The sequence below is a fragment of the Methylobacterium sp. FW102-HT35C08 genome (genome assembly GCF_058790235.1).
Genome location: NZ_JBYTCL010000002.1, coordinates 1,581,910 through 1,597,500, shown reverse-complemented (window position 1 = coordinate 1,597,500; position 15,591 = coordinate 1,581,910). Strand labels below are relative to the sequence as shown.

Annotated in this window: 11 protein-coding genes and 1 pseudogene; 7 read left to right on the top strand and 5 right to left on the bottom strand. The window is 70.6% G+C overall.

Annotated elements, in window-relative coordinates; genetic code table 11:
- Positions 1-55: 55 nt before the first annotated feature.
- On the top strand, positions 56-208 hold the full coding sequence (locus tag AC3WSN_RS07595; RefSeq protein WP_492537046.1) for a DUF3223 domain-containing protein: 153 nt from the start codon (positions 56-58) through the stop codon (positions 206-208).
- Positions 209-542: 334 nt separating this feature from the next.
- On the opposite strand, the pseudogene AC3WSN_RS07590 reads toward AC3WSN_RS07595, so the two are convergent.
- A pseudogene (locus tag AC3WSN_RS07590) lies at positions 543-1,384 on the bottom strand (IS3 family transposase); the annotation flags it as partial.
- A 257-nt stretch (positions 1,385-1,641) separates the two neighbouring features.
- Here AC3WSN_RS07590 and AC3WSN_RS07585 point away from each other — a divergent pair.
- Positions 1,642-3,087: a Do family serine endopeptidase gene (locus AC3WSN_RS07585; protein WP_492537044.1), complete on the top strand. Its 1,446-nt coding sequence runs from the start codon at positions 1,642-1,644 to the stop codon at positions 3,085-3,087.
- A gap of 48 nt (positions 3,088-3,135) precedes the next feature.
- A complete protein-coding gene (locus AC3WSN_RS07580; protein ID WP_492537042.1) occupies positions 3,136-4,479 on the top strand; it encodes a replication-associated recombination protein A in 1,344 nt (447 codons plus the stop codon).
- A 114-nt stretch (positions 4,480-4,593) separates the two neighbouring features.
- Here AC3WSN_RS07580 and AC3WSN_RS07575 read toward each other — a convergent pair whose 3' ends face one another.
- Entirely contained in the window at positions 4,594-5,058 is a 465-nt protein-coding gene (locus tag AC3WSN_RS07575; RefSeq protein ID WP_192711327.1) for an Lrp/AsnC family transcriptional regulator, read from the bottom strand.
- A 251-nt stretch (positions 5,059-5,309) separates the two neighbouring features.
- On the opposite strand from AC3WSN_RS07575, the gene AC3WSN_RS07570 reads away from it, so the two are divergent.
- Positions 5,310-6,320, top strand: coding sequence for a 1-aminocyclopropane-1-carboxylate deaminase (locus AC3WSN_RS07570; protein ID WP_020095545.1), 1,011 nt, complete (start codon positions 5,310-5,312; stop codon positions 6,318-6,320).
- Positions 6,321-6,571: 251 nt separating this feature from the next.
- Positions 6,572-8,341, top strand: a complete 1,770-nt coding sequence (ggt, locus tag AC3WSN_RS07565) for a gamma-glutamyltransferase (RefSeq protein ID WP_492537039.1) — start codon at positions 6,572-6,574, stop codon at positions 8,339-8,341.
- A gap of 175 nt (positions 8,342-8,516) precedes the next feature.
- Here ggt and purD read toward each other — a convergent pair whose 3' ends face one another.
- The 3 genes from purD to AC3WSN_RS07550 all read right to left on the bottom strand — a co-directional run bounded on the left by purD (position 8,517) and on the right by AC3WSN_RS07550 (position 11,498).
- Entirely contained in the window at positions 8,517-9,791 is a 1,275-nt protein-coding gene (gene purD / locus AC3WSN_RS07560; RefSeq protein ID WP_192711324.1) for a phosphoribosylamine--glycine ligase, read from the bottom strand.
- 96 nt (positions 9,792-9,887) lie between these two features.
- Positions 9,888-10,202, bottom strand: a complete 315-nt coding sequence (locus AC3WSN_RS07555; protein WP_192711323.1) for a hypothetical protein — start codon at positions 10,200-10,202, stop codon at positions 9,888-9,890.
- Between the two features lie 72 nt (positions 10,203-10,274).
- Entirely contained in the window at positions 10,275-11,498 is a 1,224-nt protein-coding gene (locus AC3WSN_RS07550; RefSeq protein WP_492537037.1) for an oxalate decarboxylase family bicupin, read from the bottom strand.
- A gap of 198 nt (positions 11,499-11,696) precedes the next feature.
- On the opposite strand from AC3WSN_RS07550, the gene AC3WSN_RS07545 reads away from it, so the two are divergent.
- Both AC3WSN_RS07545 and AC3WSN_RS07540 read left to right on the top strand, forming a co-directional pair.
- Complete coding sequence (locus AC3WSN_RS07545) at positions 11,697-12,968, top strand: efflux RND transporter periplasmic adaptor subunit (protein ID WP_492537035.1); 1,272 nt, start codon at positions 11,697-11,699, stop codon at positions 12,966-12,968.
- A 137-nt stretch (positions 12,969-13,105) separates the two neighbouring features.
- The gene (locus AC3WSN_RS07540) at positions 13,106-15,535 is read left to right on the top strand and encodes a membrane-bound PQQ-dependent dehydrogenase, glucose/quinate/shikimate family (protein WP_492537033.1); all 2,430 of its coding nucleotides are present in this window, start codon (positions 13,106-13,108) and stop codon (positions 15,533-15,535) included.
- The last annotated feature ends 56 nt before the right edge of the window (positions 15,536-15,591 follow it).

The window sequence follows — 15,591 nt, the reverse complement described above, 5'->3', positions numbered from 1 at the left end:
CGCTTGGCATGAGAGCCACACCAGCGACGCTGTATGACATCTGCCGGACAGTGCGTTGTACTCCGAGTCTACCACTAAGATAGACAGCGAAATTCAGTCTTTCAGCGTGCGAACAGCGGACTTCGGGATCAAATGCTTCTGGGTGAACCGCGTTGGTGGTTCCATCGAGAAGTCCGCGCTGCCTACCTGCGTCTACGGCGACAAGTGACGCTGACGGGCAGGCGCCTGCCACCTGTCGGCGGCACCGTGGCCCTAATCGCTTCGCTCACCGAGCCCGCACGCGGTCTCGGCCCATCGGTGACGATCCACTGGCACGGCGCGACCCGCGATGCGGTTCCCGCCTGTCCCTCTTCAAATTGGACATTTGGGACTTTCAAGCTGCATGCGCTGGCACTTGCCGGTTCGGCAGCAGGAACACCATCAGTCCAGCGCCGACGGCGAGCCCAGTCGAAATCATCCAGACCCAATCGTAGCGCCTGGTCAAGTCGAAGATATAAACACCGGTGACCTGACCGGTATTTTGGACCGGGCCAGTTGCGAGGTTACTGCATGGTCGCGCCCATGTGTAGCCGGAAGGCCAGATCCGGGAAGCTGACAGGCGCGGGTGGTCGGTAGCCCAGCGACGAATGCGGCCGGACGCGGTTGTACGTGTTCTGCCAGAGGCCGATCACGATCTGTGCCTCCTTGAGTGAGTAGAAGATCTCCTGCCTCAGGCACTCGTCGCGCAGCTTGCCGTTGAAGCTCTCACAGTACCCGTTCTCCCACGGCGAGCCGGGTGCGATGGACTGGATCTGCGAGCCGGCCTTAGTGACCCACTTGCGCAGCGCCTTCGAGATCATCTCAGGACCGTTGTCGCAGCGGATGTGCGCCGGGAACCGTGCAGGCACATCGCCTCTGCTAGGGCCTCGATCACACCCAGGCTGTTGATGCGCCGCGCCACCTTCAAGGCGAGGCACGCCCGGCTGTGCTCATCGATCAGCGTCAGGATGCGCAGGCTCCGGCCGTCGTGCGTCTGGGCCTGCACGAAGTCGAAGCTCCAGACGTGGTTGCGGTGGAGTGGCCGCAGCCGCGCGCACGAGCCGTCGTTCAGCCATAGGCGGCTGCGGGGTTTATGTCGGCTGGGGACCTTCAGCCCCTCGCGACGCCAGATCCGCTGAACCCGGTCCTTGCCCACCCGCCAGCCGTCTGTCTGCAGCAGCGCGGTGACGCGTCGGTAGCCATAGCGCCCATACTCGGAGGCCAAGGCAACGATGGCTCGGGTCAGCCCATCCTCGTCGGCCGGCACGGTGGGCACGGTGCGCTGCGTGCCGCGGTGCTGGCTGACGATCCGGCAGGCGTGACGTTCCGAGAGGCCGTACTTCTCCCGAATGCCGTCGACCGCCTGCGCGGCCTCACGCCCTACGAACATATCCTGCAGGTCTGGACGAAAGGGCCCGAACGCTTCAGGCTCAAGCGGTCCGCTTGCGGGCGGCGCCCGGTCAGTAGCCCGGCATCGGAAAACCCAGCCCCTCGAGCGGAGACCATCCGCTGCGGCGAAGGTGTCGCGGGCCTGCCGCAATCGAGCTTGATACCGTAGGGCTTCCCGGTGCGCCTCCTCCTGACCGCCTGGACGGCGCACCCGCCCTGACGCCGGAGCCCTGTATGCTGACCCGCCTTGCCCTGCCCGCCCTCGTCGCAGCCCTGCTGGCCACCGGTCCGGCCGGGGCGCAGATGGCGCGCACCGAGGCGCCCAAGGAGACGGCCAAGGTCGTTCCCCTCAGCAAGGCGGACGTGCAGCTCTCCTTCGCCCCCGTGGTGAAGCGCGCCGCGCCCTCGGTGGTGAACGTCTACGCCTCCCACGTGGACAAGCGCTCCAGCGCGCGCACCAGCGCCATGGAGGAGTTCATGCGCCGCTTCTTCGGCGAGCCGGAAGGCGGTCGCGGCCCGCGGGGCGACCGGGCGCAGCGCTCCCTGGGCTCGGGCGTTCTGGTCGATGCCGACGGGCTCGTCATCACCAACAACCACGTCATCGACAACATGAACGAGGTGCGGATCGCCCTCGCGGATCGCCGGGAGTTCGAGGCGACGATCGTGATGCGCGACACGCGCACCGACCTGGCGGTGCTCAAGCTCAAGGATGTCCCGAAGGGTCTCGTGCCGATGCCGTTCGGCGACGCCGACGCCCTGGAGGTCGGCGACTTCGTGATGGCGATCGGCAACCCGTTCGGCGTTGGCCAGACGGTGACGCAGGGCATCGTCTCGGCGCTGGCGCGTACGCAGGTGGGCTCGGCCGATTACCAGTACTTCATCCAGACCGACGCGGCGATCAACCCGGGCAATTCGGGCGGCGCGCTGGTGGACCTGCGCGGTCAGCTGGTGGGCCTCAACACGGCGATCTACTCGCAATCCGGCGGCAGCCACGGCATCGGCTTCGCGATCCCCGTCGGCATGGTCAAGGCCGTGGTCGACGCCGCCCGCGACGGGGCGAGCGTCGTGCGCCGGCCGTGGCTCGGGGCGCGCATCCAGAGCGTGACGCCCGACATCGCCGACAGCATGGGCCTCGATCACCCGACCGGCGTGCTGGTGGCGAGCCTGCAGGCCAAGAGCCCCGCCGAAGAGGCCGGGCTGAAGCGCGGCGACCTGATCCTGACGGTCGACGGCCAGGAGGTGGCCGACCCGGAGGCGTTCGGCTACCGCTTCGCCCTGAAGGGCGTCCAGGGCCAAGCCCGCTTCGGGATCCTGCGTGGCACGAGCCGCCAGACGGTCGCGGTGAAGCTCGCCCCGGCCCCGGAGACGCGCCCGCGCGACGTGCTCAAGGTGAAGACCCGCTCGCCCTTCGTGGGCGCGACCCTGGTGAACACCTCGCCCGCGGTGGCCGAGGAGATGCAGGTCGATTTCCCGACCGACGGCGTGGCCGTGCAGGCCGTCGAGGAGAACTCGCCGGCCGCGTTCGCCGGCCTGCAGAAGGGCGACATCATCCTCTCGGTCAACGGGCTGCCGGTCCAGACCACCAAGGATCTCGAACGCGTGACCCGCAACAGCCTCGGTGCCTGGGAGATCGCGATCAATCGCGATGGCATCGAGATGAAGTCGGTGCTGCGCGGATAAGTCGGATCCCGGGTTGCGACGGGCGCCGGGCTCGGTGTTGATGCGCGGATGTCCGACCTGTTCACCTCCCCGGAACCTCCCTCGGCATCGGATCACGGCCGCGCTGTCGGCGCCGAAGCTGCCCGGCCCCTGGCGGACCGGCTGCGCCCGCAGAGCCTGGCGGAGGTGGTCGGCCAGGAGCACCTGACCGGGGAGGGCGGGGCGCTCACCCGGCTCCTGCGGGGGCGCAGCCTCGGCTCGCTGATCTTCTGGGGACCGCCCGGCACCGGCAAGACCACGGTGGCGCGGCTGCTGGCCCAGGGTACCGACCTGCATTTCGAGCAGATCTCGGCGATCTTCTCGGGCGTGCCGGACCTGCGCAAGGTGTTCGAGGCCGCGCGCAAGCGCCGGGCGACCGGGCAGGCGACCCTGCTGTTCGTCGACGAGATCCACCGGTTCAACCGGGCGCAGCTCGACGCCTTCCTGCCGGTGATGGAGGACGGCACCGTCACGCTGGTGGGTGCGACCACCGAGAACCCCTCCTTCGAGCTGAACGCCGCGCTCCTGTCGCGTGCCCGAGTGCTGCTGTTCCGGGCCCTCGATCCCGGCGCGATCGCGCGGCTCCTGGTCCGGGCCGAGGCGCTGACGGGCCAGGCCCTGCCGCTCACCGAGGAGGCGCGGGGCGTGCTGGTGCGCATGGCCGACGGCGACGGTCGCGCCGCCCTGACCCTCGCGGAGGAGGTCTGGCGCTCGGCGCAAGCAGGCGAGACCCTCGACGCGGAAGCGTTGCAAGACATCGTGCAGCGGCGCGCGCCGATCTACGACAAGGCGCAGGAGGGCCACTACAACCTGATCTCGGCCCTGCACAAGACCGTGCGCGGCTCCGATCCGGACGCGGCGCTCTACTATCTTTGCCGGATGCTCGATGCCGGCGAGGACCAGCTGTTCATCGCCCGCCGGCTCGTGCGCATGGCGGTGGAGGATATCGGGCTCGCCGACCCGCAGGCTTTGGTGGTGGCCAACGCCGCCAAGGACGCGTTCGACTTCCTCGGCAGCCCGGAGGGCGAGCTGGCGCTCGCCCAGGCGGCGATCTATCTCGCCTGCGCGCCGAAATCGAACGCCGTCTACACCGCCTACAAGGCCGCGACCCGTCTCGCCAAGGAGGCGGGCTCCCTGCCGCCGCCGCGCACCATCCTCAACGCGCCGACCAAGCTGATGAAGCGGATCGGCTACGGCGAGGGCTACCGCTACGATCACGACGAGCCCGATGCCTTCTCGGGCCAGGATTACTGGCCCGATGCGCTGGGGCGCCAGCAGCTCTATCAGCCTACGGAACGGGGTTACGAGACTCGCCTGGCCGAGCGCCTCGACCGGTGGGAGGCGCTGCGCAAGGCGCGGCGCGGGGAGGGGTAGGGGACGGTTCCGCCGCCATCGCGGCATCGCGCGCGCAGCGACGCGACCCAGGGCGGCGCGACCTCCGGCCGCGTGGCGCGGCTGGATTGCTTCGCTCCGCTCGCAGAGACGCTGTCACAGGTCGAGGGGCGCGTTGTCGATCACCTCCTTCATTACGAAGAAGGTCCGGGTCTGGCGCACCCCCGGCAGGCCGATCAGCGTGGCGCTGTGGAGGCGGTTGAAGTCGGCCATGTCGGAGACCCGGATCTTCAGCATGTAGTCGAAATCGCCGGCCACGAGGTGGCAGTCGAGGAGTACGGGAATCGCCCGCACGGCGGCCTCGAACTCCGAAAAACTCTCGGGCGTCGAGCGGTCGAGCACGACGCCGACGAAGACCAGGGTGCCGCGTCCGACCCGCATCGGGTCGATCAGCGCCCGGACCGCCCGCACGAACCCCTCGGTGAACAGGCGCTGGATCCGGCGGTGACAGGTGGCCGCGCTGGTGCCGACCCGCTCGGCGATCTCGGCATTGGCCATGCGCCCGTCCGCCTGAAGGAGGCGGAGGATCTTCTGGTCGATCCGGTCGAGCCCTGCGGACATGGACGATTCTTTCAGAAGCGGCGCGCGATCCGGAATTCTCTGCGGCCAAGGTGCTCAGCGACGCAAGTCACTGGACGTCTGAGATGAAAGATCGAGAGCACCTTTCATCGCGGATCGGGTAGTTTTCCCTGCGCCTCGAAGACGGAGCCGGGCCTTGCGCCGGGCCGTCCCCGAGGCCTCGCTTCGACGCGTCCCGGCCGGACGGAGACCGCTCCTGCCCCCGGCCGCGCCCCGAGACCCGGAGAGACCCGATGCTGGACAAATTCGAGCGCTATCCCCTGACCTTCGGCCCGACGCCGATCGAGCCGCTCAAGCGCCTGACCGCGCATCTCGGCGGCGAGGTGGAGCTCTACGCCAAGCGCGAGGATTGCAATTCCGGCCTCGCCTATGGCGGCAACAAGCTGCGCAAGCTCGAATACATCGTGCCGGACGCGATCAAGAGCGGGGCCGACACGCTGGTGTCGATCGGCGGCGTGCAGTCGAATCACACCCGCATGGTCGCGGCGGTCGCCGCCAAGATCGGGATGAAGTGCCGGCTGATCCAGGAGGCCTGGGTGCCGCATGAGGACGCCGTCTACGACCGGGTCGGCAACATCCTCCTGTCGCGGATCATGGGCGCGCAGACGCAGCTCGTCGATGACGGGTTCGACATCGGCATCCGCGATTCGTGGAAGCGGGCGCTCGCCGAGGTCGAGGCCGAGGGCGGCAAGCCCTACGCGATCCCGGCCGGCGCCTCGGTGCACAAGTACGGCGGGCTCGGCTATGTCGGCTTCGCCGAGGAGGTCCGCAAGCAGGAGGCCGAGATGGGCCTGCGCTTCGACTACGTGGTGGTCTGCACGGTGACGGGCTCGACCCATGCCGGCATGCTGGTGGGCTTCTCGGCCGACGGGCGCGCCCGCAACGTCATCGGCATCGACGCCTCCTGCACCCCGGCCCAGACCAAGGCCCAGGTCCTCGACATCGCCCAGAACACCGCCGCCCTGGTCGGCGCGGGCGACATCGTCGCCGACGACGTGGTGCTCAACGAGGATTACGCCTACCCGGTCTACGGCGTGCCTTCCAAGGAGACCGTGGAGGCGATCCGGCTCTCGGCCCGGCTCGAGGGAATGATCACCGACCCGGTCTACGAGGGGAAGTCGATGCAGGGCATGATCGACCTCGTGAAGAAGGGCTTCTTCCCGAAGGGCTCGAAGGTGCTCTACGCCCATCTCGGCGGCGCACCGGCGCTGAACGGCTACAGCTACACGTTCCGCAACGGCTGAGGCGGAAGCGGAAGGCCTGCCCGGCCTCTCCCACTCACCCGCCCTCTTCCAGAGGTGCGCGAAGCCGCCTTTCGGAGGCGCCCTCCAGGGATCGCGAGACGTCTGGAGCCCTCCTTCGAGGCCTGCGTGCGCTCCGGCGCCTCAGGATGAGGTCGCGCGTGGGAATGTCGGCAGGCGACCGCATCGTCCCGTTCGCCCTATATGGCGGCCTGCGCCAGCAACGGCGCGGGACCCGCACCGGAGAGGGCAGGATGATCGCACCGGCACGCGCGCTGCTCCTGACAGCCCTGCTCGCCCTCGGCAGCCCACCGGCCTGGGCCGCCTCGGGGCCGGCCGTCGAGGCCGAGAACGGGATGGTGGTCTCGTCCCAGCGCCTCGCCTCGCAGGTGGGCGCCGACATCCTGAAGGCCGGTGGCAACGCCGTCGACGCCGCGGTGGCGGTGGCCTACGCCGAGGCGGTGGTGAACCCGTGCTGCGGCAATCTCGGCGGCGGCGGCTTCCTGGTGCTCCACAGCGCCGACGGGCGCAGCCGCTTCGTCAATTTCCGCGAGACCGCCCCGGCGGCCGCCACCCGGGACATGTATCTCGACGCCGCCGGCACCGTCGTGAAGGGCGCGAGCCTGCGCGGCTGGAAGGCGGCCGGCGTGCCCGGGACGGTGCTCGGCCTCAACACCGCGCTCGCCGCGTACGGGACCCTGCCGCTGGCGCGGGTGATGGCGCCGGCGATCGCGCTCGCCCGGGACGGGTTCGTGCTGACCCGGGGCGACACCGACATCCTCGAATCCGGCACCAAGCTGTTCGCCGGGCAGCCGAACGTCGCCCGGATCTTCCTGCGCCCGGACGGCAGCCCGTGGCGGCCCGGGGACCGGCTGGTCCAGGCCGACCTCGCCCGCACCCTCCAGGCCATCGCCGAGCACGGCGCGGACGCGTTCTACAGGGGCGCGATCCCGGAGGCCGTGGAGGCGGCCTCCCGGGCGGGCGGCGGCCTGCTGACGGCGTCCGACTTCGCCGCCTACACGGTGACGCAGTCCGAGCCGCTGACCTGCCGCTACCGGGGCGCGACGATCCTGTCGGCGCCCCCGCCCTCGTCCGGCGGGACCACGCTCTGCGAGATCCTCAACATCCTCGACGGCTACGACCTGCGGGCCGCCGGGTTCAACTCGGCCCGGACCGTGCACCTGATGGTCGAGGCGATGCGGCGCGCCTACGCGGACCGCAACCTGCTGCTCGGCGACCCGGCCTTCGTGGAAAACCCGGTCGACCGTCTCCTGTCGCCGGCCTACGCGGAGACGCTCCGGGCCTCGATCCGCCCGGACCGGGCAACCCCGTCGGCGGAGATCCGGCCGGATCCCGGCCCGGAGACGCGGGAGCGGCCCGAGACCACCCACATCTCGGTGATGGACAGGGCCGGCAACGCGGTCTCGCTGACCTACACGATCAACGGCTATTTCGGCGCCGGGGTGATCGCCGGCGACACGGGGTTCTTCCTCAACGACGAGATGGACGACTTCACGGTCAAGATCGGGGTGCCGAACCTGTTCGGCCTCGTGCAGGGGACGAAGAACGCGATCCAGCCGGGCAAGCGCCCGCTCTCGTCCATGGCGCCGACGATCGTGCTGCGCGACGGTCAGGTCGCGATGGTGGCGGGCTCGCCGGGCGGCTCGCGGATCATCACGATCAACGCGCAGACGCTGATCAACATGCTCGATTTCGGCATGGAGCCGCAGGAGGCGGTCGACGCCCCGCGCATCCACCACCAGTGGCTGCCCGACACGATCTACGCCGAACCCTTCGCGCTCTCGGCGGACACGCAGGGCCTCCTGCGGGGCATGGGCCACACGATCGTCGAGCAGAAGCCCTGGGGCGCACAGGAACTCATCGCGGTCCGCGCCGCGGCGCCCGTGCTGCCGGAGGCCGCGTCGTCCGGCAACGACGCCTCGCGCACGGGGCGGATGCGGCCGGGCCTGCTCTACGGCGCCAACGACAACCGCAGGCCGGCCGGCGCGGCGGTGGGGGAGTAGGGGGCGGACGGCTCGACCGGGGCGAGCCCGTCACTCCAGGCCGCGGCGCGGCGCCCGCGATCCGACGTCCCCACCGGCGCCGGACCCGGATCGATCGGCGGATCTCGGTGTCGGGCTCGCCCGCGTCGTCGCGGGAGAGCGGGGTGGGGCCGAGGCACCCGTCACGGAACGCGGGTCAGCCCTCGCCCGCCTCCCGCGCCACGGCACGGAACCCGATGTCGCGCCGGCAAAAACCCTCCGGCCAATCGATCCGGGCCACCGCCGCGTAGGCGCGGGCCTTGGCGTCGGTGACGCTGTCGCCCAGAGCCGTGACCGCCAGCACCCGGCCGCCATCGGCGAGCAGCTGTCCGCCCTCGGCACGGGTGCCGGCCTGGAACACGTGGACCCCGTCGCCCTCGGCGGCGTCGACCCCGCGGATCACCGAGCCCCGCACCACGGCACCCGGATAGCCGGCCGCCGCCATCACCACGGTGAGCGCGGCCCGGTGGGGGTCGAATTCGAGCGTCACCCCGGACAGGTCGCCCTCGCAGGCCGAGAGCAGGGCCGGCACGAGGTCGGATGCGAGGCGCGGCATCAGCACCTGCGCCTCGGGATCGCCGAAGCGGGTGTTGTACTCGATCAGCTTGGGACCGTCCGCCGTGAGCATCAGCCCGGCATACAGGATGCCGGTGAACGGGCAGCCCCGCGCCCGCATGCCCGCGAGCGTCGGCGCGATAATCTCGGCCATGACCCGGGCCTCGATCTCCGGGGTCACGACCCGGGCCGGGGAATAGGCGCCCATGCCGCCGGTATTGGGGCCGCGGTCGCCGTCGAACACGCGCTTGTGGTCCTGAGCCGTGCCGAGTGGGATCGCGCGGGTCCCGTCGCACAGGGCGAAGAAGCTCGCTTCCTCGCCGAACAGGCATTCCTCGACCACCACCTCGGCACCCGGCTCCTCGAAGAGGGCGGTCAGCGCATCCTCGGCCTGGTCCAAGGTCTCGGCGACCGTGACGCCCTTGCCGGCGGCCAGCCCGTCGGCCTTCACGACGATCGGGGCGCCCTGCTGGCGGACATAGGCGAGGGCCGGCTCCAGGGCGGTGAAGCGCGCGAAAGCCGCGGTCGGGATCCCGCAGGCGGCGCACAGGTCCTTGGTGAAGCCCTTCGAGCCCTCGAGGCGGGCGGCGTCCCGGGTCGGCCCGAAGGCGCGGATCCCGGCCGCCTTCAGGTCGTCGACCAGCCCGGCGACCAGGGGTGCTTCGGGCCCGACCACGACGAGGCCGATCGATTCCGCGGCGCAGAACGCCGCCACTGCGGCATGGTCGGTGACCTTGAGGTCCGGCCGGTTCGTGCCGTGGCGGGCCGTGCCGGGATTGCCGGGGGCCGTGAACAGGCGGTTACAGAGCGGGCTCTGGGCCAGACGCCAGGCCAGAGCGTGCTCGCGGCCGCCCGAGCCGATCAGCAGGATGTTCATGCGCACGCCACCATGGGCCCAGCTTCTGGGCGAAGCCTGCCGGCGGGAAAAGGTTTTTTTCGGGCTTTCCCCGCTCTGCGCAGAGTTCCGGGCCTCTCAGCAGCCGATGCACACGCTCGTGTTGATGCCCCCGCCCCGCGGCACGATGCCGTGTCGGCCGATATGGCGACCGACATGGACGCCCCGGTAGGGCAGGTAGGGTCCATAGGGCTGGAACTGGGCGTTCCGCTGGATCGACTGGTTCAGCGTGTTGTAGTCCGTGACCCGCTGCTGGTTGAGGGTCCGGATCTGGCTCTGCAGGGCGAACGACGCGTTGGCGGCGTTCGGGTCGTTCTGCTGCACCTGCGCCCAGGCGGTGCCCGCTGGGAGAGCGAGCGCCAGAGCGAGGAGCGCGCGTGACGCGAGGCGCATGACTCTCTCCGTGACGGGAACTGGCCTATACCGTCGTCGACGCGCCAGGATCGGGCCGGGTTCCGGGGTGCGTCAACCCGGAACGACCGGTGATTTCGTCTCCGGAAGGGCTTCGACGAGCTTGGGATCCAGCCCGGTATGGGCCTGGACCAGAGGATGGGGCGTCAGCGCCAGCCACTGGGTCAGCGAGATGTCGGCGTAGCGCGGGCTCTTGAACATCTCCAGGAAGGTCAGCGTCGTGTCGCCGGTATTCTCGATGTAGTGGCCCATGGCGAAAGGCACGTAGCCGACGTCGCCGGCCTGGTAGTCGAAGGTGCGGGCCTTCGATTCCGAGCCGAACACCGTCATCCGGCCCTGGCCCGAGAGGTAGTACTGCCACTCGTCGCTGTTGGTGTGCCAGTGCAGCTCGCGCAGGCCCCCGGGCTCGACCTCGACCAGGGCCGCCGCGATGGTGACCGAGGCCGGGAACACCGTGGAATCGGTGATGCGCACGCTGCCACCCCTGGTGCGGACCGGCTCCTGCGCCAGCATGCGGTGGCTGAAGGTCTTCGGCACCGGCCCGGAGCCGCCCATCTTGTCGGCCGCGAGCGGGCCGGGCTTCGGACCGGGGAAGATGTAGAGCTCCTTCTCGGGAATCTTCGCGAAGGCGCTCTCGGGCAGGCCGAAATTCTTGGCGAGCACGTCCTTGGGCGTGTGCGCCAGCCAGTCGGTCAGCAGGAAGGTGGAATCCTCCGAGAAGCCGCCATCGTCGAACACGAGCAGGAACTCGCAGCCGTCGACCCCGTCGGACGCGAGGCCCTGGATCGAGTGCGGGATGCCGCCCGGGAAGTACCAGAGATCGCCCTCGCCGACATCGTCCGCGAAGGTGCGCCCGTCCTGATCGACCGCGGTGATCCGGGCCTTGCCCTTGATCATGTAGGCCCACTCGGACTCCTTGTGCCAGTGCATCTCGCGCACCACGCCGGCCTTGAGGCGCATGTTGACCCCGGCCATGGCGGTGGAGACCGGCAGTTCGCGGGTCGTGGTCTGGCGCGCCCAGCCGCCCTCCTCGAGGCGCATGTGGCTGTCGGAGAAGGACCATTTCAGGTTCGGCATCGTGCCGTGGTCGGTGGCGGGCGGGGCCAGGGTGAACGGCTCCTCGGCGGCCCGGGGCTGGTTCCGGGGACCGAGGATGTCGGCGCCCTTGCCGCCGCGCTCGGGGAGGGGCGCGGCCGGCCCGGAGGATTGCGCGGCAGCGGGAGCCGCCATCATCGCACCGCCGGCGGCGATGATGGCGCGCCTGGAGATCTCGGTCATCGCATCTCGGTCCCTGACTTCTGGCAGGGTAACCGAAGGGGAGCCGGGTGGATCCGCGGCGAGTCCCGATCGTGCACCGCGGCATCTCGCCCGGAGCCCGGGCACGGCCTATGTATGGACGACAGGGCCAGATGCGTCCCGGCCGGTCGGCGGGCGCCATGTTCGACATTTGATGCGCGGCGCGACCTGAGGGCGAGGATGTCGGACGGGGACAGTTCAGCCGCGGGCAGGGCCGGCCGTCCAGCGTCCCACGGCCGCCTCTGGCTGGCCCTGCTGGCGCTGGCGGGCACGGGCTTCGTCGGATACCGGTCCTGGCCGGACCAGTCCCGGGCGGCGAGCCCGCCGCGCACGGCCGAGGCGAGGCCGCCGACCGTGCGGGTCGCCACCGCGGCGCGGGCCGCCGGCGCCCTGAGCCTGACCCAGACCGGCACCACCCAGGCCTTCGACACCGCCAGCCTCTATCCGCGGGCGACCGGCTACATCGTCGAGCGCAAGGTCGATATCGGCTCGCACGTGAAGAAGGGCGACCTGCTGTTCCGGATCAGCGCGCCCGACCTCGACCAGCAGCTGGTCCAGGCGCAGTCGCAGGTGCTGCAGCTCCAGGCGGCGCTGATCCAGGCGCGGGCGATGGTCGATCAGGCCGAGGCCAACCGCCACCTCGCCGACGTGACCAACCGGCGGACCTCGACGCTGGCCGGCACCGGGGTCGAGACCCGGCAGAACGCCGACACGTCCCAGGCCGGGGTGCTGGCGCAGACCGCCAATGTCGACGCCGCCAGGGCCGCCGTGAAGGTCGCGGAGGCCAACATCGCCGCCCAGGAGGCGCAGGTCGCGCGCCTGAAGGTTCTGACCGGCTTCGAGGAGATCCGCGCGCCCTTCGACGGGGTGGTGACGGCCCGCAACAACGATGTCGGCGACGCGGTCACGGCGGACACGAATACCGGTCCGCCGCTCCTGACGCTGAACCGGGACGACGTGCTGCGCATGGCGGTGAACGTGCCGCTCTACGCCGCGGACGGCGTCCGCGACGGGTTGCCCGCCAAGGTCGAGGTCGCGCAGATCCCCGGCAAGGTCTTTCCCGGCACGGTCTCGCGCTCGTCGACGACGCTGCTCTCCGCCGCGCGCACGCTGGTCACGCAGGTCGACATCCCCAATCCCGACGGCGCGCTGCGGCCGGGCCTCTACATCACCATCACGCTGGAGATTCCGCGGGTCTCGCCCGCCGTGACGGTGCCGAACGACGCCCTGATCTTCGACCAGCACGGGACCCGCGTGGCGGTGGTCGAGCCGGCGGGCGACGGGAGCGGCGTGGTGCGGATGCGCCCGGTCACGATCTTCCGCCAGACCCGCACGCTGCTGGAGCTGCGCGACGGCCTGAGCGGCGGCGAGCGCGTCGTCGTGGGTCCGGCGGCCTCGCTGCGCGACGGCGACAGGGTCAGCCTGCGTCCGGAGGACCGGGCCGGGGCGTGAGCGGCGGCGCCCGGCAGCCTTGTCCAGCCTTGGGACAGCTACGGCGGCGATAAGCCGTCGGGCATGCGGCGGCGCCGTGGGGGTTCAGCTCCCGGCGCCGCCGTGACTGGCTGGCTCAGGAAGCGGATACCACCGCCGTGGCACTTGGAACGATAGCGCTGTCGATCGCGCTGCTTGGCCTCGCTCTCGCGATCTTCGGTCTGACACTGGCCCTCGCGGGCGGGTCCTGGTTCTACGTCGCCCTGGGCTTGGGCGTGCTGGCCTCCGGCGTCGAGCTGGTCCGGCGACGCCAGAACGGCCTCCGGATCTACGCCCTGGTGCTGGCGGCGGCCTTCGTGTGGACGCTCGGCGAGGTCGGATTCGACAAGTGGCAATGGATCCCGCGCGGGGCCCTGATCCTCCTCGTCGGATTCGTGCTCTGCCTGCCCTTCGTCGTGCGGCGGCTGCGCGACGCGCCCGAACGGCCCTGGAAGCTCAGCCTCCGGAACGGTCCGCTCGTTCTCAGGGCCGTCGTCCTGCTGATCGCGGCCTTGAGCGCTGCGGCTTGGTTCGTCGATCCGGTCGAGACGCGCGGCCGTCTGCCGAAGGTCGCGGAGGCGGGTCCCGCCGCCGTCGATCCGAGCGGCGTCCCCTTCCCGGCCGACGATTGGGTCGCCTATGGCGGCACCAATCTCGGCCAGCGCTACTCGGCGCTCGCCGACATCACCCCCGGCACTGTCCGGGGCCTCACGGTCGCCTGGGAGCACCACACGGGCGACCTGCGCGGCGACAGCCGGACGGATTCGAAGGAATTCACGTTCGAAGCCACGCCGATCAAGGTCAACGGGCTGCTCTACCTCTGCACCCCGCACAACATCGTCGAGGCCCTGGAGCCCGAGACCGGCAAGCGGGTCTGGGCGTTCGATCCGCAGATGGCGCGGGACAGCCAGTACCAGCACCAGACCTGCCGCGGCGTGTCCTACAACGACTCGGCCGCCTACGCGCCGCCGGCGGGGACGGATCCGGCGGCGGCCGGGGCGATCGCGGCCGCCATCGCCGAATGCCCGCGCCGGATCATCGCCGCCTCGGTGGATGCGCGGCTCTACGCGCTGAATGCCGAGACCGGCGCCCTGTGCAGGACCTTCGGGGCGAACGGGTTCGTCGACCTGAAGGCGCAGATGCCGAACCTCAGACGCGCCAGCTATCAGCAGACCTCGGCGCCGCTGGTCACCCGGAACCTCATCGTTCTCGGCAGCGCGATCGCCGACAACTACTACGCGGACAACCCCTCGGGCGTGATCCGCGCCTTCGACGTGCGGACCGGCGCGATCGTCTGGAAGTTCGATGCCGGCAGGCCCGGCGAGACCGCGCCGCTGCAGCCCGGCGCGCTCTACGAGCCCAATTCGGCGGTGGCGTGGACGCAATTCTCGGCCGACGAGGCTTTGGGGCTCGTCTACGTGCCGTTCGGAAACCGGGCGCCCGATCAGGTCGGCGTGTCCCGGTCGAAGGCGGACGAGGCCCTCGGCGACGCCCTGGCGGCGCTGGACCTGGAGACGGGCAAGCTGACCTGGGCGTTCCGGACCACCTATCATGACCTGTGGGACCGCGATAACCCGTCCCAGCCGGTCCTCCTGACCCTGCCGCAGGGCGAGGGAACGGTGCCGGCAATCCTGATCCCTACCAAGGTCGGCAACGTCTGGGTCCTCGATCGCCGCACCGGCGCCCCGATCCGGCCGGTCTCCGAGGTCTCGGTCTCGACCCGGACCGACATCCCGGGGGAGGCGCCGTCTCCGGTCCAGCCGATGTCGTCGCTCAGCTTCGCGCCCGCGGCGCTGACGGAGGCCGACATGTGGGGCGTCACGCCCTTCGACCAGATCCAGTGCCGCCTCGCCTTCCGGTCGAACCGCTACGACGGCAACCCGTTCACGCCGCCCCAGGATTCGGGCGGCGCGATCATCTGGCCCGGCAATATCGGGGTGTTCAACTGGGGCTCGGTGGCGGTCGATCCGGTCCATCACTGGATGATCGCGACGCCGCAATACCTGCCCTACCTCTACCGCCTGCTCCCGCGCCCGCCGGGCGACCCGGAGAAGCGCCTCGTCACCGCCGACCCGGATTCCACCCCGGGCAACGAGAATCTCGGCGGTCCCTACGCGGTTTCCATCGCCCACATGCGCTCGGCCCTCGGCGTCCCGTGCAACGCGCCGCCCTGGGGCGTGCGGGTGGGGGTGAACCTCGCGGACGGCACCACCGCCTGGAAGCACCGCAACGGCACCGTCGCGGGGCAGAAGATCGGCGGGGTCGCGGTCCCGATCCCGTTCGAGATGGGCATCCTCGCCCATGGCGGCACCCTGACCACGGCCGGCGGCGTCGCGTTCACGGCCGCCACGCTCGACGACCGCATCCGCGGCTACGACATGCAGACCGGGGAGATCCTGTGGACCAGGACGCTGCCGGCCGGCGGCCAGGCCACCCCGATGACCTATCGCGGCAAGGACGGCCGGCAATACGTGGTGATCGCGGCGGGTGGGCACGGTTCGCTCGGCACCACGCCGGGCGACTCGGTCATCGCCTTCCGGCTCGATTGAGCCGCCGCGCACCTGTCGCGAGCCCGGGGATCGCCGGCCTCGCGGCGGCGTGAACT